Here is a 26,293-nt window from a genome sequence, read left to right on the forward strand (position 1 = left end):
TGCTGCAGCTTATGGATCATCATGAACAAGGCCTTTGTCAAAGAGTCGAGTGAAGATAACGACGACGACCTCGACGTCGCCCAACCGGACATTCCCGCGGGTACCAAGAACTACATCACGCCGGCGGGCTACCGTCGCATGCGCGACGAACTGCTGCATCTCATCGACGTCGAGCGGCCCGAAGTCGTCAGGCTCGTGTCGTGGGCCGCGTCAAACGGCGACCGTTCGGAGAACGGCGATTACATTTATGGCAAGCGCCGTCTGCGCGAGATCGACCGGCGCATCCGTTTTCTGACCAAGCGGCTGGACCTCGCGGAGGTTGTCGACAGCAGCAAGCAGGAGAACGTAGATCAGGTCTTTTTCGGCGCGACTGTCGAATATGCAACGGAAGACGGCGAAGAACACACGGTGACAATTGTCGGCATCGACGAAGTGGATCTGGATATCGGCCATGTGAGCTGGATCTCGCCGATCGCGCGGGCGCTGCTGAAGGCCAAGGTCGGCGATACGGTCACGTTGTACACGCCGGCAGGACCGCAGCCGATCGACATTCTCGACGTCAAGTATCCGCCCGCTGATAGCGGCGGCTAGTTATCTCTGCGCTGAGTGTCTCGCTTCGCGGGCCGGCTGTGCCGGCCGCGACTTTAGCGCGTTGTCAAAGGGCAAAATCAACGGACAAAAAAAGGCGCCGCAAGCGGCGCCTTCCGTGTTGCCTGTGTTGCCAGCTGCTTTAGAAGCGGTGACGCAGACCTGCCGTGACCGCAACCTGCTTGTTGTTGCTCGAAGCAGCCAGACCGTTGATGTCCGCGCCAACGATCGCGTTTTCGTTGACTTGCTGGTATTCGCCTTGCAAATAAACATCCGTGCGCTTGGACAATGCGTACGCCGTTTGCAGGTTGAACTGGTTCCAGTGCGGACGGGTGCCGGCGAGGCTTGCGCGCGTGTACGTGTACGAACCGGCGATGCTGACAGCCGGCGTCAGAGCGTAACGTGCGTTCGCTTCGAAGTTCTGGAAGTGTGCGCTGCCGCCACCGAACGCGATGCCGCCCGTCTGACCCGACGCGCCTGCGCCGATGCCTGCAAGACCCGACAGATTGGTTTGCGAGTAGACGAGGCCGACGGTTGCCGGGCCGAACGCGTAGTTCGCGCCTGCGCCCCAGGTTTGCTGACGCGCAGCGAAGAAGGTGTTGTCGCTCGACACCGCACCGCCCGAGTTAAACGCTGCAGCCGCGCCCGTCGCGCCGTTGCTGTTCAATTGCAGGTAAGCCGCGCCGACGTTCAGGCCGCCCCAGTTGTACGACGCGCCCGCGCTGTAGGCGCGGTTGTTGGCGAAGCCGTCTGCCTGGTTCGAGAAGCCGTACATGCCGCCGAACTTCAGGCCGCCGTAGTTCGCGCTCGTGTACTTGACGGAGTTGTTGACGCGGAACGAGTTGTTCAGGTTGTCGTTGTCGAACGGGTGGGCGAATTGGGTGCCGCCGTATTGCGTGCCGGTCAATGCGAGCGGGCCGACGAAGTCGACCATGCTGTCGTATTGACGGCCGAGCGTAACCGCGCCGAACTGGGTGCTCGACAGGCCGACGAACGCCTGACGGCCGAACTCGCGACCGCCTTGCTTGAGCGAACCGTCATTGATGCCGAAGCCGTTTTCCAACGTGAAAATTGCCTTCAGGCCGCCGCCGAGGTCCTCAGCGCCGCGCAAGCCCCAACGGCTGCCGTTCACCGAGCCGCTCGTTTGCTGCCAGTTGCTGTGACCGTGCTGGTTGTTGGTGTAAGTGATGCCGGCGTCGATCAAGCCGTACAGGGTGACGCTGCTTTGTGCGTGCGCCGCCGTTGCAAAAACGCCCGTCAGGGCCGCGACCATGAGAGTCTTTTTCATCTTGTTACTCCGAAAGCGAGAATTGGCAGTGAATCCTGCTTCAGAAAACCTTCACGCGTCCGCTGCGAGAAGCGAATCCGCGGGAAGTGCGCAATAGACTGCGCTGTTTTCCGGTTACGCAAAGTGTAGAGATAGCGTTCGCGGAATGGGCATTTCGATTTTTGCAATAAAGTATTCCGCTGTTTGAAACGATAGCCGAATGGCTGAAAGCCCCGCCAGTCAATGGATCCGGCGTGCCAGTGCGCATCTGGAAGGAGTGTCAACGAACCGCGTTGCGAATTTACGACGCGAATTCGATGCGAAAAAGCAACAGGTATTGGTTGATGGAGCTATTGTTGTTAATCGCGCAACAGAGGATTGTTATTCGTGCAAACAATCGAATTGAGAATCCGGAGTTATACTGACAGTTCTGCTTTCCGAAGCGGACTTTTTCGTTGACGAAAAAGATCTCCAAACCTTTGTCAGCGCGACCTTCCAGTCGCGCTTTTTTTTCGTCCAGGGATTCAAGCGCCCTGCAGCGGGGCAGGGCGAAGATCAGTTGGCCGACGCGGCCCGGTTTGCGTTCCACCACTCGTTCGCGGTGGGGGCGCTCCAGTCTTCTATGACGTAGCGGCGAGCGTCCATGGGCGAGGAAAGCAGATTCTGCCAGTGATCGCCGTGCCAGACGACATCAAATTCGAGGGCGGACGTGTCAGAGCCGGCGCGCAAGGTGCCGGGCGTCTCCGATTGCGTTTGAGCAAAATGAGGAAGGAGGCCGGAGAGCAGGCGGCGGATATGGGGGAACTGCATGTCAATCTCCCGAGGCGCATTAACTGCTAATGCTGGTTCATGATGCGATTCGATAGTCTGGACAGGCAACCCGGATAAACACTTACCAAAGTCACAAACCGTTACAAATGTGCGCGGGTAGCTGGAAGTTTTTCCCGAATTCAATCAATTCTGCTGTTTTAGAAGTAGAATTGACTTGCGCAAAAGCACTGAAACGCCCGCCATTTCCGCCACCCGGCTAATTTTTCGCTTATTCAATTCCGTGCATAAGGCTGATTAAAAATTCACTTGACGGTGATTCGCCGCGCCCCTTATAACGACAAGGCTGATTTCAAGAGCCGCTCCGGGTGCGCAATGCCGAGGGATATTCCTTATGGATAAGCTGGCAAAAGATTGAGGCGTTGAGGGCATTGCCCGATTTGATAATTCGTTGAGGGAAACTGGAAAATGGAAACAGGTATCGTCAAATGGTTTAACGATGCTAAGGGCTTTGGCTTCATTACGTCGGACGCGGGCGGTGAAGATCTCTTTGCGCACTTTTCGGAAATTCGCACTGAAGGATTCAAGTCGCTGAAGGAAAACCAGCGCGTATCCTTCGACGTGAAGGCCGGCCCGAAGGGCAAGCAGGCTGCAAACATTCAGCCGCTCTAAGCTGCACATTGCGCTTGCACCTATGCGGGCGCACATGCGGCCCGAAGCCCTCGCGTTAATCGTGAGGGCTTTTTGTTTATTTCGCCGGATATTGATGCCTCCCGATTCGACACTGAGCCAGCTTTTGACCGTATCAGTGAACTTGCGCATTGGCGCTGCCGTTTGTTTCCCCGCAGACCGGTTGGCAAAAGCACCCGACGGCACATGCCAGTGATGTGGGCGTCGTATATGCGCGGTCCCTGGCCGTTAACTAGTGCATACTTGGCGCAAAGCCACGCGTCCAAGCATCCTCTTCATGTCTGAACTGTTTCTGGCCGAACCGGCCCTCGCTGAACCTATTGTCTTCGTCGATCTCGAGACCACCGGCGGCTCCACCAACGAACACCGCATTACCGAGGTGGGGGTCGTGGAAGTCGGGCCGACCGGCGTCACGCGCTGGAGCAGTCTCGTCGATCCGCAGCAACCTATCCCGTCGTTTATCCAGCAGCTCACCGGAATCACGAACGCCATGGTGCGTGGCGCGCCCACATTCGAGGCCATCGCACCGGAGCTTTTCGCGCGGCTCAACGGCAAGCTGTTCGTCGCGCATAACGCGAGCTTCGACCGGGGCTTTTTGCGCGGCGAATTCCGGCGCGTCGGCATTTCCTTCGACCCGGACGTGCTGTGCACGGTGCGCCTGTCGCGCGCGCTGTTTCCGTCCGAAAAACGCCACGGGCTCGATGCACTGGTCGAACGCCATTCGCTGGTGCCGTCTGACCGCCACCGTGCGCTCGCTGACGCCGATCTCATCTGGCAGTTCTGGCAGCGCCTGCACACTCTCGTGCCGCTGGACACGTTGCGCGCGCAGATCGAACGCATGACGCGCCGCTACCGGCTGGCGGGCGACATCACTGAAGATCTGCTTGAGACAGCGCCTGCCGGCTGCGGTGTTTATGCGTTCTATGGAGAAGGCGACTTACCGCTGTATGTCGGGCGAAGCGTGCGCGTGCGTCAGCGGCTGCGTGCGCATCTGACGGGCGAACGGCGCTCGTCGAAGGATATGCGGCTCGCGCAGCAGGTCAGGCGCGTCGAGTGGCGCGCGACCGGTGGCGAATTGGGTGCGATGCTCGCGGAGGCGCAGTGGATCGCGACGCTGCGCCCGGGGCACAATCGCGTGCCGCGCGTCACGAAGAGCGATCCCGTGGACGCCCCGTGGCCGTTCCAGGGGGCGGTAGTATTTGAAGAGCGCGAGGAAGCGTCGCAGGCGTGCGCTTTTCATGTCGTCGACCGGTGGCGTTACATCGGTCACGCGCCCTCATTGGCGCAGGCCATTGACCTTCATGCCTCGTGTGCGGTCAGCGGCTTCGAGCTGTCGACATATCGAATCCTGCAGAGCCATCTGGCGCGCGGTTTGCGGATGATGCCGCTGACTGTCGCGCGCGCCGAGCCTGTATTGGGCGTTGCCTGATTGCTTCATTCGTTCAGTCTGTTCGATGCGCATTGCCGCGCGCGGTCTGGAACTAGCGCCTTGGGCAAAACTGAACATGCTCTGCGGTTGATATCGTCCCGCTTCTCGCCCTGATTGCCGGCGCTCAGCCGGTCGCGCCGACGCCACCGCTTTCGCACACGTGTCCAAGCGCGCGAGAGAGCGCATTCGACCGCATAGAGTCGTAGCGCGTCAGCGATTTCCAGTTAGCCAGCGATTGCGCCACCCGCGACGGGCAGTCCGGAGCCGTCCGCAACGGCTGCACGCGGGCGAGGCCGGCAATGAGCGATTGCGTCAGGCGGTCCAGTTGAGGGCGCGTGCTCGTTGCCAGGTCCGGGGCCGGCTCTTGCGGCGGTTGGGTCGAACGCCAGTTCGCAAACAGCGCGTTTTGCATTTCCTTGCTCGCGTCTATCTGATCCTGAAAGAAGGCGCGCGCGAAAGCCGGATCCACGTCGGCAGCGGCCGCGCGCTTCTGAACATCGGCGAGTAGGGCTTCTTCGCGCGGCTTGTCAGTGATCGGCTGATGTTTCGCCCATTTCCAGCGGGCGACCGGCTCAGCCAGCGCAAGGCGTTGCGACACAAGGGCGATCAGATTGGTGAGCGCGGTGTCGTCGCCATCGGCAAGGGCAGGAGCGGGCGTGAAAACGGCGTAGGCAGAAAGCGCGAGCGCGCAGCGGGCGGCAAAGCGAAACAGACGAGTCATGGGCTGGGCGAAAGGGCTGGACGATGGCCGGGCGGCCACGCAGAAAGCAGAAGAATAGACGATCTGCAGCGCCGCGGGAGCCTTCGGCGCAGAGAGGATGCTGGAGGATTTCGGCGCAACGCAGTCAGATGCGCGACGTCGAGCACCGCGCACGGGCGCGCGTTGACGTCAGGCGGGGACAGGCCGTCTGGTTGAACCGCTGCAATGGAAGGTGATGTATAGCGCGCGAGCGACCATGCCCCTGCTGACAAACGCCGGGACAGCTACCGCCTTGCGCCACCGCACAATCACTTTGCGTCGCACGACTTACGTTGTTCGTCGAAGAAGGCGCGCACGTGCTCCGGCAGTTCCGCGCTTAAAAATTCGACGCCGACAGGTTCCGGATCCGGGCTAAAGACTTTATCCGGGGTCGGAATCTTCGGTGGTTTGGCATCCATGATCTTTCTCCTTTACAAACTCATTATCGGCCTCGGGCCCCCATTTGCACCAGCGCCCGCGAGGCATTGAAGCGTCTTTGTTGCTTTAACGGCACATCGCAACATTTCAGCAGAGTCTTCTGATTAAATTTATAGGTTCGCTGCTGCCGTCATTGTGTGGGCATGCGTACATTCCGCGCTTCAATTCCTCTTTCGATTCGCCCCGAGCGGCGCCTGGCGGGTCGTCGCGCTCTTGCCGCCGCAAGCAGGGATTCGTTCATTCCGGGTATTCCCCGATTAACTCCCGCTGGTGCGTTGCCGCGTCGGAACGGTTTTGTGGCTAAAAGTCGAACGTTCGTTAATTACCGATCGACTCAAAAGCAGAAGCCGCTTCGCTTATCCCTTTGTAAACGAGCGACGTGTCATGGCGTTGACGGTTAGCCGTAGTTTTTTAAGCGAGGCAAAAGAACCGTCGCCACATGGGCGAATGCGTCGCGCAGTATCGTCGCCGGCTCCGGTGCCAGCACTTTGCGACAAAAGCTCAGTTTTCGAGCCCCTTTTCGAAACCGCGACGGCGACTGCCATGATGCGAAGAGGCATTCACAGGTCTGAGTGCGTTGGCCAACGGACGCACCTCTGCCAATACGGAAGATGGTCATCTTCGCCTTCAGAGAGTTCGTCATGGAAAACGCTGTGTACTGGAATGGACGCCAGGTTGGAATCGAGTGCGACGGTCGGATCTCGTGGTTTTCGTCAGCGCCGCCGGAGGCGGTGGCTGCGTATGGCAACAAGCAACAAACGCAGGCGCAGCAGTGCGGTACCCCCGGCGATGATGTTCTCGCGCGTAACCTTGGCAGGGTTGCGCACTCGCGGTTCTAGGGGAAGAAATTCCCCGGGGTAGGCGGTAGCGGAGAGATGCTTCGAATTGCGATTAGAAAGTATCGATGCATCGATGGAAAGCAAAAAGCCCAGTCACGAGGACTGGGCTTTTTGCTTGATTCTTGATGGTGCCGGAAAGAGGAATCGAACCCCCGACCTTCGCATTACGAATGCGCTGCTCTACCGTCTGAGCTATTCCGGCATCAGGAGAAACGAGATTATAGGGAGTTCTTTATTGGCTTGGCAAGCCCCCAGCTTATTTTTTTATTTCGAGATGGTAGCGGGTCACGCGATCCACTTCGTTCTTGGACCCAAGGAACACCGCGACGCGCTCATGCAGGCTCTTCGGCTGAATGTCGAGAATGCGTTTTTCGCCATTGGTCGCCGCGCCGCCTGCCTGCTCGACAATAAATGCCATCGGGTTCGCTTCGTACATCAGGCGCAGCTTGCCGGGCTTCTCCGGCGTGCGTTTGTCCGCCGGGTACATGAAGATGCCGCCGCGATTCAGAATACGGTGCACGTCCGCCACCATCGAGGCGATCCAGCGCATATTGAAGTCGCTCTGACGCGGGCCTTCCTTACCTTGCTTCAGTTCACCAATGTATTGCTCGACAGGCGGATACCAGTGGCGTTCGTTCGACGCATTGATCGCGTACTCGCGCGTCTCCACAGGAATGCGCATATCGCTTTGCGTGAGCACCCACGAACCAAGTTCGCGATCGAGCGTGAAGCAGTTCACGCCGTTGCCGGTCGTCAACACGAGCACGGTTTGCGGTCCATACACCGCATAACCTGCGGCGACCTGCTGCGTGCCCGGTTGCAGGAACGACTGCTCGGTTGGCTGCTGGCCGTCCGGGCAGCGCAGCACTGAAAAGATCGTGCCGATCGACACGTTCACGTCGATGTTCGACGAGCCGTCGAGCGGATCGAACACGAGCAGATACTCACCCTTCGGATAGTTCGCCGGGATCGGGAAGAACTGCTCCATTTCCTCGGACGCCATGCCCGCGAGATTGCCGCCCCATTCGTTCGCTTCGAGCAGAATCTCGTTGGACAGAATGTCCAGCTTCTTCTGTACCTCGCCCTGAACATTCTCGCTGCCCGCGGTGCCGAGCGCATCGCCCAACGCGCCCTTGCTGACGTGATAGCTGATCGCCTTGCATGCGCGCGCGACGACTTCGATCAAAAGGCGCAGGTCGGCCGGCAGGTTGTTGGTTTCCCGCTGCTGCTCGATCAGGTACTTCGTAAGAGTGGTACGACGTTGCAAGGACATGCTGTACTCCAGGAGGCTTGAGGAATATCCCGATTTTAACCGCTCGGTGTGTCCGCTCCGTGCTTTTACGATCCGCACAGACATGAAACATGAGTGCGGCACGGTGACGAACCGGCGCAGGGCGCAAGCAACGGGCCATTGCCATGGAAATTCTCGCCGTAGCTTTGGCGCCGGATGATGTGACCATGCGAATCACACGACCCGTTGCGTTCAACGCAAACCGGCCAGTGAATCCGGTTACGAATGCGTTTACTTCCCGTCAGCAAACGGCACACGAACAGTCGGCCAAACGGCTGACGTCGACCTCAACAGCGCTGACCCGCCTCATAACCGGCAGGAAAAAAGCCGGCAACGCGTGCCGGCTTTTCCGAATCGAGCACCGCTCAAACCTGCGTCATGCGAGCGCCTTCTCGACGATTTCGCGCACGTCACGCGATTTGACCTGCGACGCCACTTTCTCGAGCGCCGCGCGCATGCCTTCGCGCAGCGTCGGCGTAAAGCGACGCCACAGCTCGAGCGAGCGGGCGAGGCGGGCGGCCACTTGCGGATTGATCGCGTCCAGCGCGATTACCTGGTCCGCCCAGAACGCATACCCCGAGCCGTCCTCGGCGTGGAATTGCGCCGGGTTCGCCGCGCAGAAGCTGAAAATCAGCGAGCGCGCGCGGTTCGGGTTTTTCAGATTGAAGGCCGGGTGCGTCATCAGCTTGCGCACGATGTCGATAACCGGACGCTGCGCACTGCCGCGCTGGGTGGCTTGCAAAGCGAACCACTTGTCGATGACGAGCGGCTCCTTTTCGAAGCGCCGGTAAAAGTCGTCGAGCGCGTGTTGGGCCTCGGCACTGGCTCCGTCGGCGGCCGCCGCTGCGTTCAGCAGCGCGGACAACGCAGCGGCGCGGTCCGTCATGTTGTCCGCGGCATCGTACTGCGCCGACGCAAGCCGCACGGCTTGCGCCGGATCGTCGAGTTCGGTGAGATAGGACAGCGCGAGGTTCTTCAGCGCACGATGGCCGGCTGCCGTCGGTGTGGCTTCGTACGGACCGGGCGTGCGGTGCTGCTCGTAGATGTTGAGCCATTCGCTCCTGAGTGCATTCGCAAGACGCTTGCGCACGAACTGCCGCGCGGCATGCACGGCGGCCGGATTCGATTCCGCCATCTGCTCGGCGAGATACGCTTCGGACGGCAGCATCAACGCAAGTTCGCGGAACGCCGGCGACAGCGATTCGTCCGTGAGCACGCGTGCGAACGCCGCGGTCACGGAGTCGTCCAGTTGCAGGTCGGCGCCGTTCGCGGCGCGTGCCGCGAGCGTCAGCAGCTCGCGCGTGGCAAGCCGTTGACCGGCCTCCCAGCGGTTGAACGGGTCGCTGTCGTGCGCGAGCAGAAAAGCGAGTTGTTCGGCCGAGTAATCGTATTCGACGATCACCGGCGCCGAGAAATTGCGCAGCAACGAGGGCAGCGGCGCCTCTGCTACGTTGACGAACGTGAAGGTCTGCTCAGTCTGCGTCAATTCGAGCACGCGCGTGGTCGAGCCCGACGCCTGTGCCTCGCCCTCCAGTTGCAGCGGCAGATCTTTACCGTCCTTGCCGATCAGGCCGATTGCGAACGGAATCAGCAGCGGTCCCTTCTGCGTTTCGCGCGCGGTGAGCGCGGCTTCGCCGTAGCCCTGCGCGAGCGTCACGCTGTAGCGCTGCGTGCCGGCGTCGTAAGCGGTGCGCACCGAGACGCGTGGCGTGCCCGCCTGGCTATACCAGCGCTCGAATTGCGCGAGATCGCGGCCATTGGCGTCGGCGAGCGCATGGCGAAAATCGTCGCAGGTGACGGCCTGGCCGTCATGACGCTTGAAGTACAGGTCCATGCCTTTGCGGAAACCCTCGCGGCCGAACAGCGTCTGGTACATGCGCACGACTTCGGCGCCTTTCTCGTACACCGTCATCGTGTAGAAGTTGTTGATCTCCACGTAGCTCTCGGGACGCACGGGGTGAGCCATCGGGCCGGCGTCTTCGGCGAACTGCATCTGGCGCAGCACGCGCACGTCTTCGATGCGCTTGGTCGCGCGCGCCGCTTCGTCGCTGCCCTGGGTCTGGCCACCTGCCATGTCGGCCGAAAATTCCTGGTCGCGGAACACGGTCAGGCCTTCCTTCAGGCTCAACTGGAACCAGTCGCGGCAGGTCACGCGGTTGCCGGTCCAGTTATGGAAATACTCGTGGCCGACCACTGCTTCGATGTTGGCGAAGTCCGTGTCGGTGGCCGTCTCGGGGTTGGCCAGCACGTACTTCGTATTGAAGATGTTGAGCCCCTTGTTCTCCATTGCGCCCATGTTGAAGTCGCTCACGGCGACGATCATGAAGCGGTCCAGGTCGAGCTCGAGCCCGAAGCGCTGTTCGTCCCAGCGGATGGAGTTGATCAGCGAGTCCATTGCGTGACGGGTCTTGTCCAGATCGTGCGGCTCGACCCAAACCTGCAGCAGCTTTTCCTTACCCGAGCCGGTTTTCACGCGTTCTTCGAGTGCCACCAGTTTGCCCGCGACCAGCGCGAACAGATAGCTGGGTTTGCGGAACGGGTCTTCCCAGCGCGCGAAATGGCGACCGTCCGGCAGATCGCCTTCCTCGAGCAGATTGCCGTTGGACAGCAGCACCGGATAGTCCGCCTTGCTGGCTCGCAGCGTGACCGTGTAGGTGGACATGACGTCGGGCCGGTCGAGAAAATAAGTGATGCGGCGAAAGCCCTCGGCCTCGCACTGCGTAAAGAAGTTTCCACTCGACACGTACAGGCCCGACAGCGTGGTATTCGCCGCCGGATTGCAGATGCTGGTGAGCGTGAGCTCGAACTGGTCGGGCACATTGTCGAGCACCAGACCGTGTTCGTGCGCATGCACGTTGGCAAAGGGCTGGCCCGCGAGCGTCGCGCCGACGAACTCCAGTTGTTCGCCCATCAGTTCGAGATGCGGCGCGCGCGCGGCATCCGGGTTGCGGCGCACCTGCATCGTGTTCTTGACGACGGTGCGTTCGGGCAGCAGATCGAACTCCAGTGCGACGGTGTCGATCAGGAAGGCGGGCGGCGCATAATCGGCGCGGCGGATCACATTGGGCGTTGCGGTATCGGCCATGGCGTTCTGTAGTGGTGGGACTCGAGCGGCCGGCGCGGGCAGGCAGGTGCGCCGGGCTTGTCGAGCCATTGTACAAAGCCTCGGGCGATCGTGCGGAGTGCCTTGTCCGCGCATAGCCATTCGGCCGATGCTCGCCCCATGCCGACACCGGTCACGCCGCTGCGGCATTGCGGCCCGGAACGGTGAGGCGCCATCGACGGTCTACGTACAATGCAGGAAGGGCCAACACAAACGCTTCACGAGGTAGACCATGACAAGAAACTCCTGGGCGCGCCGCGCCATGCTGCTGTTCGCGGCGCTGACCGTGCTGCTTTCCGGTTGCACGACTTATGTGACCACGCAGGTCACCGCGTTCTCCGACTGGAGCGGCAGCGACGCGACCCGCACGTACGCATTCACACGCGAGCCGGATCAGCAGAACAATCTGGAACTGACCACCTACGAGCGCATCGTCGCGAATGAGCTGGCCACCCACGCGTTCCGCCAGGTCGACACCAATCAGGCGCGCTATCTGGTGGGACTCTCGTATGGAATCCGCTCCGACCTCGTGACGGTCGCCGAGCCGGTGTACTACAACCCCTGGCCCGCGCCTTATTGGGGCTGGGGCCGGCCGTTCGATCCGTGGGGCCCGTGGGGACAGTTTCCCGCCGGCTATGTGAACCAGAGCTACCCGATCTTCACGCACCTGCTGGGTGTGCGGATCACCGAGCGCGCGACGGGCAAGGAGGTCTACAACGTGAGCGCGCGCAACTCGGGCGCCGAGTCGTCGCTGGTCAGGGCCGTGCCGTATCTGGCGCGCAGTGCGCTCGCCGACTTCCCGCTTGGCAACGGCGTAGTGCGTACAGTGAAGATTCCGCTCGACAAGAACGGCGGCGCGTCGAATGAAACTGCTGCCCCCGCCGCCGCGCCAGCCCCGCCTGCCGCGCCGGCCGCCGCCTCCGGAGCGAGAGCAGTGCAGTGACGCAACTGTCGGCCGCATGCAGTCACGCGCGATCCGGCGGGCGCCGGCGTCGCGAACTGTTCGGGTCGGCGGAACGATTCAGAGCGAACAGATCGATCCAAAGCGGCCGCAGCGGTTCAAAACTGCTGCGAGCCGCTCAAAGCCCCCGGCCGCTCAAAGCCCCCGGCCCAACAACGCCATCGTCCCGAGCACCACGAACAGCACGGCGGCGATACCGTGCACCAGCCTGGTCGGCAGACGGTGCGCGAAGCGGCCGCCAAGCAAAATGGCCGGCACGTTTGCGAGCATCATGCCGAGCGTGGTGCCGGCCACCACACCGAAGAAATCGTGAAAGCGCGCCGCAAGCGCAACGGTCGCGATCTGCGTCTTGTCGCCCATCTCCGCGAGGAAAAAGGCCACGACAGTCGCGCCGAACACGCCGAGATGCGTGCGGTTGGTGTTGGCTTCCTCGTCGTCAAGCTTGTCGGGCACGAGAATCCACAACCCCATGCCGATGAACGAAATAGCCAGCGCCCAGCGCATCACGGTCGGCGTGAGCAGCGAGCCGAGCCATGCGCCGAGCGCGCCTGCACCCGCGTGATTGACGAGCGTCGCGGCCAGCACGCCGAGAATGATCGGCACCGGCTTGCGATAGCGGGCGGCCAGAACCAGCGAGAGCAGTTGTGTCTTGTCGCCGATCTCGGCGAGCGCGACCGCTCCCGTTGATATGAGAAAAGCGTGAATCACGTTGTTTGAATCCTCGGGCCGAGAAATGAACGAGCGACGACCCACGACACGCCGGGCCCAGTTGCGACGGGGTGTGGGTCATCGGTCTCGCCAGGCCAGAGGCTGCGGCTGCCATGGCCGCGACGGCCAAGTCTGTTGACAGGCGCCCCCGCGAGCGCGCGTTCTGCGAGCGAGGCCTGATGGCCTGGCGAACGCGCCGCGGGGCGGCTACTCCCCAATGAGGGACGGATTATAGCAGGCGCCGCTGTGTCCACAGCGTTGCCGCCGGGACATCGGGCGGCAACGTGCATAAAACCGCTGCGCGCGCAAGTAACCGCGGCGAAGGTACGAAACGGCAACAGCGTTTGCGGAAAGTTAATTGAAAGTGTTGGAGCGATTTTCCCCTTGGCGACCCCTTTGCGCGTGCCGGCAATCCGCGGAAGCCTTGTCTATAGGGAATTCCCAAGGTGTTACCTGAAACGTCTGAAGATTCGCTATTACATTCAAAGCACCGTCGCGGGGGCGAGACGGATACAGATGGATACGTCTTTAGAAGCTGATTTAATCCAGAATATTCAGTATGATTCCGGCGGCTACGGGAGCCTGAGCCAAACCACAAGGCCAATTGTCAAAAGGTCTAAATAATCGGGCCAAAGTGCCGTTAATTCGCTGAACCCTACAAAAGAAGTCTGGATTGCCCTCCGGCTGGAGATTGCCGGTCCGCTCGGCGCGCATACGCTGTGACGGCTGCTATTCCGTCAGGCGCTTCAGCCTCTCCTTGCTTCTACGCGCGAACACCGATATGCCCGATCCGCACTGGACCATTCCGGTCGCTCGCTGGTCAAGCTGGCCTGCCGCCACATCTGCCGCACCCGACATCGGTTTTATCGAGCCGATCGTGCGGCGGCGTCTCAGCACGCTCTCCCGCGTCGCGCTGAAGGTTGCGCACGACTGTGTCGGCGTGACCGAGGCACGCGTGGTGTTCGCGTCGCGGCACGGCGAACTGCGCCGCACCACGGATATTCTCCGCGCCCTCAGTTCAGGCGAGCCGGTCTCGCCGACCGCCTTCAGCCTGTCCGTGCTCAATGCGATGACGGGCGTGTTCGGCATCGCGCGCGGCGACCGCTCGGCGGCGAGCGCGATCTCGGCCGGCTCGGAAACCCTCGGCTACGCGCTTCTTGAAGCGTATGCGCAACATGCGGCGCAGCCGGCCTCGCCGGTGCTGATGGTGTACGCCGACGAGCCGGCCGACCCGGCCTACGGCACGATCGAAGACGAAGTGCAGGGCGGAGCCATCGCGATTCTGCTTGGCGGCGAAGCCGTGCAGGGGCATCTGGTGTGCACGCGCTCGCCGGCAGCGGGGGAGCAGGAGGGGCAGGAGGGACAGGAGGGACAGGAGGGACAGGAGGGACAGGAGGGACAGGAGGGGCTCGCGTCCAACTCGCTCACCGCAAGGGCCACGAGTGCCACGAGTGCCACGAGCGCCGCGAGTGGCGGGAGCGCCGCAAGTGCCCCGAGCGTCCCGAGCGTCCCGACCGCCGCAAGTGCCCCGACCGCCCCGACCGCCGCGAATGCCGGAACCCCCGTCCCTGCAGCAACCGCCAGCGCAACACCCGCAACCCGCTTCGCCACGCAAAGCCAGGCGCTGCTGCATTGTCTCGAAACCGGCGAGCCCGCCGCCTGGCAAGGCGCCGGCGTCCTATGGCAGTGGGGATGGCATGACCGCGCGGTTTGATTACGCCTGGCGGTTTTTCGCGACCGGCATGGCGTTCGTGGTGTTCGGCATCTGCGGCGTGTTGTTCTCGCTGCTGGTGTTTCCGCTCGCGTGGCTCTGGCCGCATCGCGCGTCGCGGCAGTTCGCGGTGACCAGCGTGATCCACTGGTTTTTCCGCGCGCTCGTAGCCGTATTGCAGCGAATCGGCGTGATGGAACTCGAAGTGACGGGCGCTCACGCATTGCGCGCGCGGCGTCCAGCCATCGTGGTGGCGAATCATCCCACCTACCTCGACGTCATGGTGCTGCTTTCGCTCACGCCGCATGCGTGCTGCGTCGTGAAGAACGCGCATTGGAGCAACCCGTGTTTCTGGGGCATCGTGCGCTCGGCGGAATATGTCAGCAACGCGGACCCGGCTGAGCTCGTCGAAGCGGGCGCGAGGCAGCTTGCGGCAGGCTATACGATGATCATTTTTCCGGAAGGCACGCGCAGCCCGGCGCGCAACCGGCTGCATGCGTTTTCGCGCGGTTTTGCGCATATGGCCCTCAAGGCCGGGGCGCCGATCGTGCCGGTGCTGATGGACTGCGATCCGCCCGCGTTCACCAAAGAAATGCGCTGGTACGACGTGCCCGCGCGAGCGTTCCGCATGCGCGTGAACGTGCTCGAGCCGCTCGCCGCGGACCGGCTTGCGGCAGACGACACTCCACCGGCTCTCGCGGCGCGCAGCGTGACGAGCGCCGTCGAAGCACACATTACCCAGCACCTGTTCGATTATGGATTCTTTAAAACTGGAAATTAAGCAGCTCCTGATCGAAGCACTCGATCTGGAAGACCTGAGCCCCGCCGACATCGACGACGACGCACCGTTGTTCGATACCGACGGCATCGGTCTCGATTCGATCGACGCACTGGAAATCGGCATCGTGCTGCGCAAACAATATCAATTGACCATTGCGGCGAACGACGAACGCACGCGCGAACACTTCCGCTCCATCAACACGCTGGCCGCGTTGGTGGCAAGTCAGCGCGAAGCGGCGCACACCGCGAATGAAACCAACAGCAAAGGGGAATGACCGTGTCCGAGGCAGAGATTCTTGAACGCATCCGCGCCATCTTCAAAGAGAACTTCGCAATCGAGCCCGAGAGCGTGACGCCCGAGGCGCATCTGTTCGAAGACCTCGATCTGGACAGCATCGACGCAGTCGACCTCGCGATCAAACTGCAGGAAATGACGGGACGCCGCATCAAGCCGGAAGAGTTCAAGTCGGTGCGCACGGTCGGCGACGTGATCGGTGCGGTCGAATCGCTGCTGGCGGCCCAAGGCTGATGCGAGCCACGCGCTCGCGAACGCCGGCAGTGGAGCAGCGCGTTGCCGGTGCTTCGTCCACGGGCAGGCGCCATTGGGTCAAGGCCGTCGTGCAGGTGCTCGTGAAGCTGGCGTATCCGGCGCTGATTTTGTGCGCTTGGCGTTGGGACACGCCGCGCTACGTCGGCTGCATGCTGTTTGCAATTCTGTGGCTGCAGCGCTGGGCCGGCAGCGGTCCGGTCGCGACTTCGCTGCGCCGTCTTTCCGCCATCGACTGGACCGTCGTCGGTCTGCTTAGCTGCGCATCCGCGGCCATCGTGTTCACTAACAGCGAGCTGCTGTTGCGCCTTTATCCGTCGCTCGTCAATCTCGGTCTTCTGATCGCGTTCGGCGCTACGCTCGTGCGCGGACCGTCGATGATCGAGAAATTCGCGCGCCTCGGCAAAGCCGATCTGCCGCCGGGCGCCGTGCGTCACACAAGGCGCGTGACCCAGGTGTGGTGCGTGTTCTTTCTGCTGAACGGCGCTTTCTCCGCCTATACCGCGCTCTATTGGAGCCGCGCGAACTGGTCGCTCTATAACGGCGCGCTCGCCTATCTGCTGATCGGCGTGCTGCTGATCGCAGAAGTCGTGTGGCGCTATCTCGTCGTGCTGCCGCGAGCCGCGCGTTCGGAGGCGGCATGATCGCGCTGCACGACCTGTTGGCCGTTCCGCTCGATGCCGCCGGCCGCAACGTTCCGGTTTGCCGCGACCGCGACGCGGTGCTCGACCGCGCAGCATTTCGCGCGCGCGTGGCGGCGCTGGTCGCGCTGGTGCAAGGCGAGCCCGCGCAACGCTACGCGTTGTGCATCGACGATCCGTTCGATTTTGCGTGTGCGTTGTTCGCGCTCTTCGCCTGCGGCAAGGAGCCGGTGATACCTGCGAACGCGACGCCCGGCTATCTCGCCGATCTTGCCGACGCCTACGACGTCGTATTGAGCGACGCCGCGCTGCCGCCGCACCCGCAAGCCGATGCGCGCGCGGCTGCTTCCAACCCGTGCATGGATACGTGCATCGACACGCGCATCGACCCGCAAGCACCGCTTACGCTCTACACATCCGGCAGCAGTGGCCGTCCAAAGCCGATCCGCAAAACGCTCGCGCAGTTCAACGCCGAAGTGCATACGCTCGAGAAGCAGTGGGGCGCGCTCGTCGGCAACGCGACGATGCTGGCGAGTGTCCCGCATCACCACATCTACGGTCTGCTGTTTCGGGTGATGTGGCCGCTTGCCGCCGGCCGCGCATTCGCTCGCGAGATCAGCATCGAGCCGCAGCATCTGCAGGCGCAACTCGCACAATGCGGCGCGGCCGTGATCGTCTCGACGCCGGCGCAGTTGTCGCGCTGGCCCGCGTTACCGGGCTTTGCCGCAATGACGCCCGCGCCGCGCGCGTTTTTTTCGTCGGGCGGTCCGCTCGCGCTCGAAGCCGCCCAGCACTATGCGGCCGCTTACGGCGCCGCGCCGCTGGAAATTTATGGCAGCACCGAGACAGGCGGCATTGCGTGGCGCCGCCAGGACCAGAGCGATGCATGGCAGCCGGTAACCGGCATTGAAGTGCGGTGCGACGAGGACGGCGCACTCAACGTGCGCTCGCCGCATCTCGATCACAGCGGCTGGCATCGTACGGACGACAAGATCGCCTTCGACGCGCAAGGCGGCTTCCGCTTGCAGGGGCGTCTTGACCGCGTGCTCAAGCTCGATGGCAAGCGCGTCTCGCTGCCGGAACTGGAAGCGCGGCTCGCGCTGCATCCGTATGTGATGCAGGCGGCCATCGTGCCGCTCGAAGGCGGCGCGCGCGAGCGCGTCGGCGCTGTCGTCGCGCTGACGGAAGCCGGCAACCAAGCGTTGTGCGACCAGGGCCGCGTGCTTCTCGCAAAGAGCCTGCGGCGTCATCTCGCCGATTATTTCGACGTCGTCGTGTTGCCGCGCCATTGGCGCTTTCGTCTCGCGCTGCCGTTCGACGCGCGCGGCAAGCTGCCGGTGTCGGCGGTGGCCGCGGCGTTCGAGCCGCGCGCGGAGGGCTTCGAGCTGCTCGCCGAGGCGCGCAGTGGCGACACGCTTCACTATGAGCTGCGCGTGCCGCCCACGCTCGCGCATTTCGCGGGCCACTTCCCCGGCTTGCCGATCCTGCCGGGCGTGGTGCAGGTCGACTGGGCGATGCGCCTTGCCGCCGAACAGGTGCCGTGCGTGCGGGCCGCGGCTTCCATCGACCGTCTGAAGTTCATGGCCCCGGTCGCGCCGGGCGCGGTGCTCAAGCTCACGCTCGCGCACGATGCGGCGCGCCGCCGCGTGCAGTTCGCGTACCGGCTGAACGGGCGCGAATGCGCGTCCGGCGCGATTGTCTATCCGGAGAGCGCGTCATGAGCATCGCTGCCTGCATCGTGATTCCGATCTACAACCACAAGGACGCGATCGGCGCCACCGTGGCGAATCTGGCGGTACACGGCTTGCCGATCTTCATCGTCGACGACGGCAGCGACGAGCCGACCCAACAGGTGCTCGCCGAACTCGCGCGCCGATATGCGGCACAAGTGACGCTGCTGCGTCTGCCGGTCAACGGCGGCAAGGGCGCTGCGGTGATGGCGGGGTTGCGCGCCGCGCGCCGCGCGAACTACACGCACGCGTTGCAGATCGACGCCGACGGCCAGCACGACACCGCTGATGTCCCGCGTTTTATCGACGCCGCGCGCGCCGAACCCGGTGCGGTGATTCTTGGTCGACCTGTGTATGACGAGAGCGTGCCGAAGGCGCGCCTCTACGGCCGTTACCTGACGCACGTGTGGGTGTGGATCGAAACGCTCTCGCTGACCATTCGCGATTCGATGTGCGGCTTCCGGCTCTATCCGCTTGCACTCGCGTGCGAGCTGATCGACAACGTGCAGTTGCCCACGCGCATGGACTTCGACATCGAGATTCTGGTGCGCCTTTACTGGCGGCGCGCCGCGTTTCGCGCGATTCCCACGCGCGTGACTTACGCGAGCGACGGCGTTTCGCATTTCGACGTGTTGTGGGACAACGTGCGCATCAGCCGCAGTCACACGCGGCTCGTGTGCGGCATGCTGCTGCGTCTGCCATTGCTCGTCGCGCACAAGTTCATGCCGCGCCACAGCGCAACCGCGAATGTCTCGGGCGGGCCCGAAGCGCAGGACTGGTGGCGCATCGCCGAGCGCGGCAGTCATCTTGGCATGTCCTTGCTCGCGTTGAGCTGTAAGCTGTTCGGCCGCCGCTTCACCGCGCTGTGGCTGCATCCTGTCGTCGCTTATTTTCTGCTGACCGGACGTGCCGCGCGCGCGGCCTCGGCCAATTACTTCACGCGTTTGCGCGAGGCCGCGCCGCATGGCGACACGCCGCGCCCCGGCTGGCTTTCCGCTTATCGCCACATGCTGGCCTTCGCGCAATCGGGCTTCGACAAGCTCGCGGCGTGGTCCGGCCGCGTGAGCGACACCGATGTGAAATTCGAAGATCCTTCGGCGTTCGAAGCATTGGTTGCGAGCGGCAAGGGCGCGCTCGTGATCGGTGCGCATCTCGGCAATCTGGAAATGACCCGTGCGCTCGCCGCGCAAGGCGCGTATGCGAAAGTCACGGCGGTTGTCTACACCGAACATGCGCGGCGCTTCAATAGCGTGCTCGCGTCTGCGAACAGCGAATTCGCGCGGCATCTGCTCGAAGTCGCGGACTTCGGGCCCGAAACCGCAATACTGATGCAGGAGCGCGTCGACGCGGGCGAGTTGCTCGTGATCGTCGGCGATCGCGTGCCCGCGCACGAGGCGGGCCGTACTACGAGTGCGCGTTTTCTCGGCGCCGATGCGCCGTTCGCGCAGGGCCCCTATGTGCTTGCGCATGCGCTCGGCTGCCCCGTGTATCTGTTCTTCTGTCTGAAAGAGCGCGACGGTTATCGTCTCTACTTCGAGCCGTTCGCGCAGCGCATCGAGTTGCCGCGCCGCGAGCGCACCCAGCATCTCGCAGCGTGGGCGCAGCGTTATGCGGAGCGTCTCGAACACTATTGCCGCAAGGCACCTTATCAATGGTTCAATTTCTTCGACTTTTGGGCCAGCCCCAAGCGAGGCGCAAATGGCCGAACATGATCTGATCGACGCGCCGGAGTCCGGCGCTCACCCAACTTCGTCGCGCGGCGCTAATGCGGCGCCCGTGGTGATCGGTGCGCGCAAGCTCAGCATCGAGGACGTCGTCGCCATCGCGCAGCATCGTGCACCGGTCGTGTTGAACACGGACCCGGCCTGGCGCGCGCGCATTCAGCGCGGCGCGGACTTTCTGCGTCGGCATCTCGCCGCGGGCGCCACCGTCTACGGTGTCAACACCGGTTACGGCGACGCCTGCGTGGTCGACGTGCCGATGGAACTCGTCGAAGCGCTGCCGCTGCAACTCACGCGTTATCACGGCTGCGGCATGGGCGAATATCTCGACGACGCGCAGACGCTCGCGGTAATCGCCGCGCGTCTGAATTCGCTTGCATATGGGTTTTCCGGCGTGCGCCCCGTGTTGCTCGAACGTCTCGCCGACCTCGCCAATCATCGCGTGCTGCCGCGCATTCCCGCCGAGGGTTCGGTCGGCGCAAGCGGCGACCTCACGCCGCTCTCGTATGTCGCGGCGGCTCTCGCGGGCGAGCGCGAAGTCATGTTCCAAGGGCGCCTGCGCGACGTGCGCGAGGTGTGGAGCGAACTCGGGCAAACGCCGCTCACGCTCGCGCCGAAAGAGGGCCTTGCACTGATGAACGGCACGGCGGTCATGACAGGCCTTGCGTGTCTCGCGTTCGCCCGCGCCGATCACCTGACGCGCCTCACCGCGCGCCTGACCGCGCTTTCCACCGTGGCGCTCGACGGCCGCGCCGCCCATTTCGACGCGACGCTCTTCGAAGTGAAGCCGCACGCCGGCCAGGCACAAGCCGCCGCATGGATTCGAGCCGATCTCGAAGGCCGCGACGACACGCCCGGCCACCGCCTGCAGGACCGCTACTCGATCCGCTGCGCGCCGCACGTGATCGGCGTGGCGCGCGATGCGCTCAGCTGGGTGCGCCGCGACATCGAAAATGAACTGAACAGCGCGAACGACAACCCGTTGATCGACCCCGACAACGAGCGCGTGCTGCACGGCGGCAACTTCTACGGCGGCCATATTGCCTTCGCCATGGACTCGCTGAAGGTGGCGGTGGCGAACCTCGCGGACCTGATGGACCGGCAACTGGCGCTGCTCGTCGACGTGAATTTCAACAACGGCTTGCCGCGCAACCTCACTGGCGCGGCGCCCGAGCGCGCGGCGATCAATCACGGCTTCAAGGCCGTGCAGATTTCGTCGTCTGCGTGGACAGCGGAAGCGCTGAAAAACACCATGCCCGCCAGCGTGTTCTCGCGCTCCACCGAAGCCCACAACCAGGACAAGGTCAGCATGGGCACTATCGCGGCGCGCGACTGCCTGCGCGTGCTTGAATTGACCGAACAGGTGGCCGCGGCGCATACGCTTGCCACAGTGCAGGCCGCGCGGCTGCGTCTGCGGATGGACAGCTCCACGCCGGTGCCGGCGCCGTTGCAAACGTTCATGGAAAGCGTCGCCGCACAGTCGCCGTTCGTCGCGGAAGACCGCGCGCTCGAACACGATCTGCGCGCGCTGAGCGCACGCATTGCCGCCTGCGAATTGCTGCCTTACTGCGGAGATTCACACGCATGAGCGCCGCCCGCAAGCCACTGAGCGCCAGCGCAACGGTCGAAGTGCCGTTTCACGATGTCGACGCGATGAACGTCTGCTGGCACGGTCATTACCTGAAGTACTTCGAGATTGGCCGCGCTGCGTTGCTGCGCGCGTTCGATTACGACTACCGCGAAATGCAGGCATCGGGTTATCTGTGGCCGATCGTGGAAGCGCACCTGAAGTACGTGCGTCCGGCCACGTATGGTCAGAAGATCGACGTGCGCACGCAGCTGCTCGAACACGAAAACCGCCTGAAAATAGGCTATGAAATTGTCGATTGCGCATCGGGCACGCGGCTCACGAAGGGCTACACGATTCAGGTGGCGGTTCACGCAGCCACTCAGGAATTGCAGTTCGTGTCGCCGCCCGTGGTCTTCGAAAAGCTGGAGCGTGTATGGGGACCATGAATGTTCGCGGGCGGCTCGTCAAGGTGATATGCGTGGTCGCGTTGACGGGCGCGCCAGGCGTGGGCACAGCGCCGGTATCGGCGGCCGCCGCTGACGGCAATCCGGCACTCGTCTCGCAGATCGCATCGCATCTCGCCGCGGCCAGGGGTGTGCGCGCGCAGTTCACGCAAACGCAAACGCTCGCCGCGATGAAGCAGCCGCTAATCAGCACCGGTTCTTTGCTGTTCCTGCGCGAGCGCGGCGTGATCTGGCAGATCGCGACGCCGTACAAGGCCACTTACGTGATTACCGACGCAGGCGTCGCCGAACTCGACGCGCGCGGCCAGCGAGTCACCACACGCGGCGCGCAGGGCACGCGCGGCGTCGCGCAGGTGTCGAAGATGATGCGCGCGATGCTGGGCGGCGATCTGTCCGCACTGTATTCGCAGTTCGACGTGCAGGCCGAGGGCAGCGCCGCGAACTGGCGCATGCGGCTCACGCCGAATCAGCCGCAGATCGCGCAGTCCATCAAGAGCATACAGATGAGCGGCGGCGACTACCTGCAGAACTTGCGCATTGCGCTCGCGAACGGCGACATCACGCAACTCGAATTCAGCAGAAGCGAGACGGTGAGCGAACCTGCGCCGGCCGAACGCAGCCTGCTCGGGGCGCCGTAATGGAATTGCTGCGCAGGTCCGCGAGGCAGACATGGGGCGTGCGCGCCGCCTGGCTCGTGCTCGCGCTCTCGGCGGCGCTGTATTGCGGCTGGCGTTTCGCGGGACCGTCGCCGTTGCAGACCAATTTTCTCGCGTTGTTGCCCGCGACCGAGGCCGACCCGGTTGCGGAGAAAGCCGTCGATACGCTCGCGAGCGCGCTTGGCGACCGTACGGTTTTTCTCGTCACCAGTCGCGACGACGCCCACGCGAAAGCGGCGGCCAAGCAGCTCGGCGCTGCACTGCAAAAGAGCGGCGCGTTCGCTTCGGTGACGGCGCAATTGCCGCCGTTCGATCTGTCGCGTATCGCGGCGCTGTACATGCCGCATCGCTTCGGTTTGCTCACGCCTGCCGACCGCGACGCAATCGCGGCCGCGCAGGCATCCGGCAGCACGTTGCATGACGCACTCGCTCAGCGCATCTACAACCCGTTGCGCGGCGGACTCACCACTTCGCTCGCCGACGATCCGTTCGGCTGGCTCGAACATTGGCTCGGCAATCTGCCGCTTGCCACCTCGAATCTCGAGCTCGAAGACGGCCTGCTCGTCTCCCACGTAGGCAACGCAACCAGCGTGCTGGTTGTAGCGACGCTGCCAGGCTCGGCCTATGAAAGCAGCACGCAACAGGCCGTGATCGCGGCGCTCTCGCAAGCCGAAAGCGAGCTCAAGCACACGTTCCCCGACGTTTCGGTGGCGCGAACCGGCGCAGTGTTCTACGCCGAATCGGCGCGCAGTGCAGCGGAGAGCGAGGTGCATGTGATCGGCATGGCGTCGCTCGTCGGCATTGCGTTGCTGATGATGTGGGTGTTCCGCTCGCCGCGCCTGCTTCTGCTGGGTTTCGTTTCCACCGCGTTCGGCATTGTGTGCGCGCTGGCGGTCACGCTGCTGGTGTTCGACAAGCTGCATCTGCTGACGCTCGTGTTCGGCGCGAGTCTGATCGGCGAAGCGGTCGATTATTCGATCCAGTATTTCGTCGTCTATCTCGGTGCGGGCCGCGACTGGGATGCGCGTCGCGGCGCCCGTGCCGTGCGCCCTGCGTTGAGCGTGGCGCTTGCAACCAGCCTGCTCGGCTACGCGATTCTCATGTGGGTGCCGTTTCCCGCGCTCAAGCAGATTGCGTGCTTTGCGATGGCTGGCATCGTGACTGCGTTCGCCTCGGTAATGTGGCTGTTGCCCGCGCTGCTGCCGTACGCGCCCGAACGCAGTCCGCGGCGCCTCTTCGAGAGCGCCGCGCGCTTGCTCGGCGCGTGGCATCGGGTGATCGGCGGCAGGCGCGCGTGGCTTGTCGCTGCACTGTTGCTGATCGCCGCGCTTCCGGGCTGGCTGCGTCTTACCAGCGACGACGATATCCACCTGCTGACCCAGCGCGACCCGTCGCTCGTCGCCCAGGAAAACAAGGTGCGCGCGGCAGTGGGCGTGGATAACAGCGCGCAGTTTTTCGTCGTGCGCGGCGACACGCCGGAGATGGTGTTGCAGCGCGCCGAGGCGCTCGGCATGAAGCTCGACGCTCTGGACAGTACGGCGGACAGGATAGGCGGTTATCAGTCGGTCGCGCAGTTCGTGCCGTCCGCGCAGCAGCAGAATGAGAATCGCGCGTTGCTCGCGCAACATGTTTTCGCCGACCGTGCCGCATTGCGCGCCACGCTGCTGCAAGCGGGCTTCAAGGACGAAGTGGCCGATGCCTGGATCGCCGCGCAAGCAAGGCCGCAATCCCTTCTCACTGTGGACGAGTGGCTCGCCGCACCGTGGTCGCAACCATACCGGCACCTGTGGCTTGGCCAGGTTGGCCCCGCTGGCCACCTCGACGCGGCGAGTAAAGCGTATGCAGCGGTCGTGATCCCGCAAGGCGTGAGCCCGCGCAACGAGCCTGCGTTGATCGCCACGACGCGCTCTCTGCCGGGTGTCGTGTTCGTCGACAAGGCCGCGAGCGTATCGAAGCTGTTCGGCGCGTATCGCGTGGACAGCGCGTGGTGGCTCGGCGGCGCACTGTCGCTCGTTCTCGCGCTGCTGATCGTGCGGTACGCCGCGCCGCGTTCGGCCTCGCGCAATCCAGCTGACGCACCCGACGCAGCGCCTGTCCTGCAACGTCTGCGCGGCGGCGTCGCAGTGACGTTGCCGGTGCTGCTGGCCATAGGTGTCACGCTCGCCGCATTCGGTTATGCACGCGTGCCGCTCAATCTGTTCAACTGGCTTGCGCTGATGCTCGTGCTGGGTGTCGGCGCGAATTACGCGGTGTTTCTGCGCGAAGGATGCTTGCGCGCGGACGCCGATCTGGGCGCGGTGTGGACCGGCGTGCTGCTGTCCGCGGCCACCACGCTGCTGTCGTTCGGCATGCTCGGCATGAGTGCGATGCCCGCATTGAAGAGCTTCGGCGCGACACTCGCGCTCGGCATTGCGGTGGCGGTGCTGCTCGCGCCGATCGGCATGCCATCGGAAATCAGGAGGGCCGCATGAAAGCGCCATCAGTCTATTTGCACGCGCTCGGCATGATCAATGCGCTCGGCGGCGACCTCGACAGCATCGTGCCGGCCCTCGCGGCGACCGACGCACGCGGCATGACGACCATGCATACGGGAATCGGCGACGCGTTTGTCGGCAGCGTGGTGACGCCGCTCGAACTCGCGCCCCCCGCGGATCTCGCACGCTACGACTGCCGCAACAACCGCCTGCTGCTGGCCGCTCTCGCGCAGATCGCGCCGGCCGTGGACGCGGCGCGCGAGCGTTATGGCGTGGATCGGATCGGCGTGGTGCTCGGAACCAGCACCTCGGGTATCGAAGCCGCCGAGGCCGCGTTCGTCTATCAGGCACAAGCGGGCGAGCTGCCCCCGAACTTCAATTACCGGCAGATGGAGATCGGCACGGCCGCGCCGTTCGCGGCGGCGGCCCTGGGCGTAAAGGGTCCGGCGTATACCATTTCGACCGCGTGCACGTCGAGCGCCAAGGCATTTGCATCGGCACAGCGTTTGTTGCAATTGCAACTATGCGACGCCGTGGTGGTGGGCGGCGTCGATTCGTTATGCGAGCTGACCGTGCAAGGCTTCGCTTCGCTCGAGTCGACGAGCGGCACGCGCAGCAATCCGCTGAGCCGCAATCGTTGCGGCATCAACGTGGGCGAAGGCGCGGCCGTGTTCCTGATGAGCCGCGACGAAGCCGCGGTGCGTCTTGCAGGTGTCGGTGAATCGAGCGACGCTCACCACATTTCGTCGCCGGACCCGCAAGGCGTCGGCGGCGAACTCGCGTTGCGCGCGGCGCTCGCGGATGCGGGTCTCGCGCCGTCGTCTATCGGCTATGTGAACCTGCACGCCACGGCGACGCGCAAGAACGACGAGATGGAAGCGAGGCTCATGTCGCGTGTGTTTCCCGATGGCGTCGCGACGAGCGGCACCAAGCCGTTGACGGGGCATCAACTGGGCGCAGCGGGCGCCACCGAACTCGGCTTCGCATGGCTCACGCTCGCGCGCGAAGACGTACCGCTGCCGCGCCATGTGTGGGACGGTGAGGCAGACGCGGCGCTGCCGCCGCTCGACCTGGTCGAGAGCGAACGGTTCTTGCCGCGCGGCGCCGGCCCGCGTTACGCAATGAGCAACTCGTTTGCGTTCGGCGGCAGCAACGTCAGTCTGATTCTTGCAGGATGA

At 63.6% G+C, this 26,293-nt stretch carries 24 protein-coding genes, 1 tRNA gene and 1 riboswitch; of the genes, 16 read left to right on the plus strand and 9 right to left on the minus strand.

Annotated elements, in window-relative coordinates:
• Positions 1 to 21 precede the first annotated feature (21 nt).
• Positions 22 to 591, plus strand: coding sequence for a transcription elongation factor GreB (gene greB / locus F757_RS0116560; protein ID WP_027212359.1), 570 nt, complete (start codon positions 22 to 24; stop codon positions 589 to 591).
• A 139-nt stretch (positions 592 to 730) separates the two neighbouring features.
• On the opposite strand, the gene F757_RS0116565 is transcribed toward greB, so the two are convergent.
• The 3 genes from F757_RS0116565 to F757_RS0116570 all read right to left on the minus strand — a co-directional run bounded on the left by F757_RS0116565 (position 731) and on the right by F757_RS0116570 (position 2,665).
• Positions 731 to 1,876, minus strand: coding sequence for a porin (locus F757_RS0116565; protein ID WP_027212360.1), 1,146 nt, complete (start codon positions 1,874 to 1,876; stop codon positions 731 to 733).
• A 280-nt stretch (positions 1,877 to 2,156) separates the two neighbouring features.
• Positions 2,157 to 2,444 carry a hypothetical protein gene (locus F757_RS35825; protein WP_156923651.1) on the minus strand — a complete coding sequence of 96 codons (288 nt, stop codon included), beginning with the start codon at positions 2,442 to 2,444 and terminating at the stop codon, positions 2,157 to 2,159.
• Positions 2,411 to 2,665, minus strand: a complete 255-nt coding sequence (locus tag F757_RS0116570) for a hypothetical protein (protein ID WP_027212361.1) — start codon at positions 2,663 to 2,665, stop codon at positions 2,411 to 2,413. Before F757_RS0116570 ends, F757_RS35825 begins: the two co-directional genes overlap by 34 nt.
• Positions 2,666 to 3,091: 426 nt before the next feature.
• Here F757_RS0116570 and F757_RS0116575 point away from each other — a divergent pair, with 426 nt between their 5' ends.
• Positions 3,092 to 3,295 (plus strand): cold-shock protein, encoded by a 204-nt coding sequence (locus F757_RS0116575; RefSeq protein WP_027212362.1) that lies wholly within the window; start codon positions 3,092 to 3,094, stop codon positions 3,293 to 3,295.
• 295 nt (positions 3,296 to 3,590) lie between these two features.
• Positions 3,591 to 4,742 (plus strand): exonuclease domain-containing protein, encoded by a 1,152-nt coding sequence (locus F757_RS0116580; protein ID WP_027212363.1) that lies wholly within the window; start codon positions 3,591 to 3,593, stop codon positions 4,740 to 4,742.
• A gap of 124 nt (positions 4,743 to 4,866) precedes the next feature.
• Here the strand turns inward: F757_RS0116580 and F757_RS0116585 are convergent, their stop codons facing one another.
• From F757_RS0116585 to pepN, 5 genes are all read right to left on the minus strand, one after another.
• Positions 4,867 to 5,463 carry a chorismate mutase gene (locus tag F757_RS0116585; protein WP_027212364.1) on the minus strand — a complete coding sequence of 199 codons (597 nt, stop codon included), beginning with the start codon at positions 5,461 to 5,463 and terminating at the stop codon, positions 4,867 to 4,869.
• A gap of 287 nt (positions 5,464 to 5,750) precedes the next feature.
• A complete protein-coding gene (locus tag F757_RS36235) occupies positions 5,751 to 5,900 on the minus strand; it encodes a hypothetical protein (RefSeq protein ID WP_027212365.1) in 150 nt (49 codons plus the stop codon).
• A 984-nt stretch (positions 5,901 to 6,884) separates the two neighbouring features.
• A tRNA-Thr gene (locus tag F757_RS0116600) sits at positions 6,885 to 6,960 on the minus strand.
• Positions 6,961 to 7,014: 54 nt separating this feature from the next.
• Positions 7,015 to 8,031 carry a class 1 fructose-bisphosphatase gene (locus F757_RS0116605; RefSeq protein ID WP_027212367.1) on the minus strand — a complete coding sequence of 339 codons (1,017 nt, stop codon included), beginning with the start codon at positions 8,029 to 8,031 and terminating at the stop codon, positions 7,015 to 7,017.
• A gap of 394 nt (positions 8,032 to 8,425) precedes the next feature.
• On the minus strand, positions 8,426 to 11,134 hold the full coding sequence (gene pepN, locus F757_RS0116610; protein ID WP_027212368.1) for an aminopeptidase N: 2,709 nt from the start codon (positions 11,132 to 11,134) through the stop codon (positions 8,426 to 8,428).
• A 250-nt stretch (positions 11,135 to 11,384) separates the two neighbouring features.
• Between pepN and F757_RS0116615 the strand changes: the two genes are divergently transcribed.
• Positions 11,385 to 12,095, plus strand: coding sequence for a DUF4136 domain-containing protein (locus F757_RS0116615; RefSeq protein ID WP_027212369.1), 711 nt, complete (start codon positions 11,385 to 11,387; stop codon positions 12,093 to 12,095).
• A gap of 153 nt (positions 12,096 to 12,248) precedes the next feature.
• Here the strand turns inward: F757_RS0116615 and F757_RS0116620 are convergent, their stop codons facing one another.
• The gene (locus tag F757_RS0116620) at positions 12,249 to 12,821 is read right to left on the minus strand and encodes a TMEM165/GDT1 family protein (RefSeq protein ID WP_027212370.1); all 573 of its coding nucleotides are present in this window, start codon (positions 12,819 to 12,821) and stop codon (positions 12,249 to 12,251) included.
• Positions 12,822 to 12,829: 8 nt separating this feature from the next.
• A riboswitch (yybP-ykoY riboswitch) is annotated at positions 12,830 to 13,049 on the minus strand.
• Positions 13,050 to 13,602: 553 nt separating this feature from the next.
• On the opposite strand from F757_RS0116620, the gene F757_RS0116625 reads away from it, so the two are divergent.
• From F757_RS0116625 to F757_RS0116680, 12 genes are read left to right on the plus strand one after another with little or no spacing between them, the layout of a single operon-like run.
• Positions 13,603 to 14,535, plus strand: a complete 933-nt coding sequence (locus F757_RS0116625) for a beta-ketoacyl synthase chain length factor (RefSeq protein ID WP_027212371.1) — start codon at positions 13,603 to 13,605, stop codon at positions 14,533 to 14,535.
• Positions 14,519 to 15,313, plus strand: coding sequence for a lysophospholipid acyltransferase family protein (locus F757_RS0116630; RefSeq protein WP_027212372.1), 795 nt, complete (start codon positions 14,519 to 14,521; stop codon positions 15,311 to 15,313). The genes F757_RS0116625 and F757_RS0116630 overlap by 17 nt, the downstream gene beginning before the upstream one ends.
• Positions 15,288 to 15,587: a phosphopantetheine-binding protein gene (locus F757_RS0116635; RefSeq protein ID WP_027212373.1), complete on the plus strand. Its 300-nt coding sequence runs from the start codon at positions 15,288 to 15,290 to the stop codon at positions 15,585 to 15,587. Before F757_RS0116630 ends, F757_RS0116635 begins: the two co-directional genes overlap by 26 nt.
• Before the next feature lie 2 nt (positions 15,588 to 15,589).
• Positions 15,590 to 15,841 carry an acyl carrier protein gene (locus F757_RS0116640; RefSeq protein ID WP_027212374.1) on the plus strand — a complete coding sequence of 84 codons (252 nt, stop codon included), beginning with the start codon at positions 15,590 to 15,592 and terminating at the stop codon, positions 15,839 to 15,841.
• Positions 15,841 to 16,503 carry a membrane protein gene (locus tag F757_RS0116645; RefSeq protein WP_027212375.1) on the plus strand — a complete coding sequence of 221 codons (663 nt, stop codon included), beginning with the start codon at positions 15,841 to 15,843 and terminating at the stop codon, positions 16,501 to 16,503. The genes F757_RS0116640 and F757_RS0116645 overlap by 1 nt, the downstream gene beginning before the upstream one ends.
• Positions 16,500 to 18,221, plus strand: a complete 1,722-nt coding sequence (locus F757_RS0116650; protein WP_027212376.1) for an AMP-binding protein — start codon at positions 16,500 to 16,502, stop codon at positions 18,219 to 18,221. The genes F757_RS0116645 and F757_RS0116650 overlap by 4 nt, the downstream gene beginning before the upstream one ends.
• On the plus strand, positions 18,218 to 19,942 hold the full coding sequence (locus tag F757_RS0116655) for a glycosyltransferase family 2 protein (protein ID WP_027212377.1): 1,725 nt from the start codon (positions 18,218 to 18,220) through the stop codon (positions 19,940 to 19,942). Before F757_RS0116650 ends, F757_RS0116655 begins: the two co-directional genes overlap by 4 nt.
• Entirely contained in the window at positions 19,929 to 21,539 is a 1,611-nt protein-coding gene (locus tag F757_RS0116660; RefSeq protein WP_027212378.1) for an HAL/PAL/TAL family ammonia-lyase, read from the plus strand. Before F757_RS0116655 ends, F757_RS0116660 begins: the two co-directional genes overlap by 14 nt.
• On the plus strand, positions 21,536 to 21,967 hold the full coding sequence (locus F757_RS0116665; protein ID WP_027212379.1) for an acyl-CoA thioesterase: 432 nt from the start codon (positions 21,536 to 21,538) through the stop codon (positions 21,965 to 21,967). Before F757_RS0116660 ends, F757_RS0116665 begins: the two co-directional genes overlap by 4 nt.
• The gene (locus F757_RS0116670; protein ID WP_027212380.1) at positions 21,955 to 22,623 is read left to right on the plus strand and encodes a LolA family protein; all 669 of its coding nucleotides are present in this window, start codon (positions 21,955 to 21,957) and stop codon (positions 22,621 to 22,623) included. Before F757_RS0116665 ends, F757_RS0116670 begins: the two co-directional genes overlap by 13 nt.
• The gene (locus tag F757_RS0116675; protein ID WP_027212381.1) at positions 22,623 to 25,112 is read left to right on the plus strand and encodes an MMPL family transporter; all 2,490 of its coding nucleotides are present in this window, start codon (positions 22,623 to 22,625) and stop codon (positions 25,110 to 25,112) included. Before F757_RS0116670 ends, F757_RS0116675 begins: the two co-directional genes overlap by 1 nt.
• Positions 25,109 to 26,293, plus strand: coding sequence for a beta-ketoacyl-[acyl-carrier-protein] synthase family protein (locus tag F757_RS0116680; protein WP_027212382.1), 1,185 nt, complete (start codon positions 25,109 to 25,111; stop codon positions 26,291 to 26,293). The genes F757_RS0116675 and F757_RS0116680 overlap by 4 nt, the downstream gene beginning before the upstream one ends.

The organism is Burkholderia sp. WSM2232 (genome assembly GCF_000472545.1).
Taxonomy (GTDB): Bacteria; Pseudomonadota; Gammaproteobacteria; order Burkholderiales; family Burkholderiaceae; genus Paraburkholderia.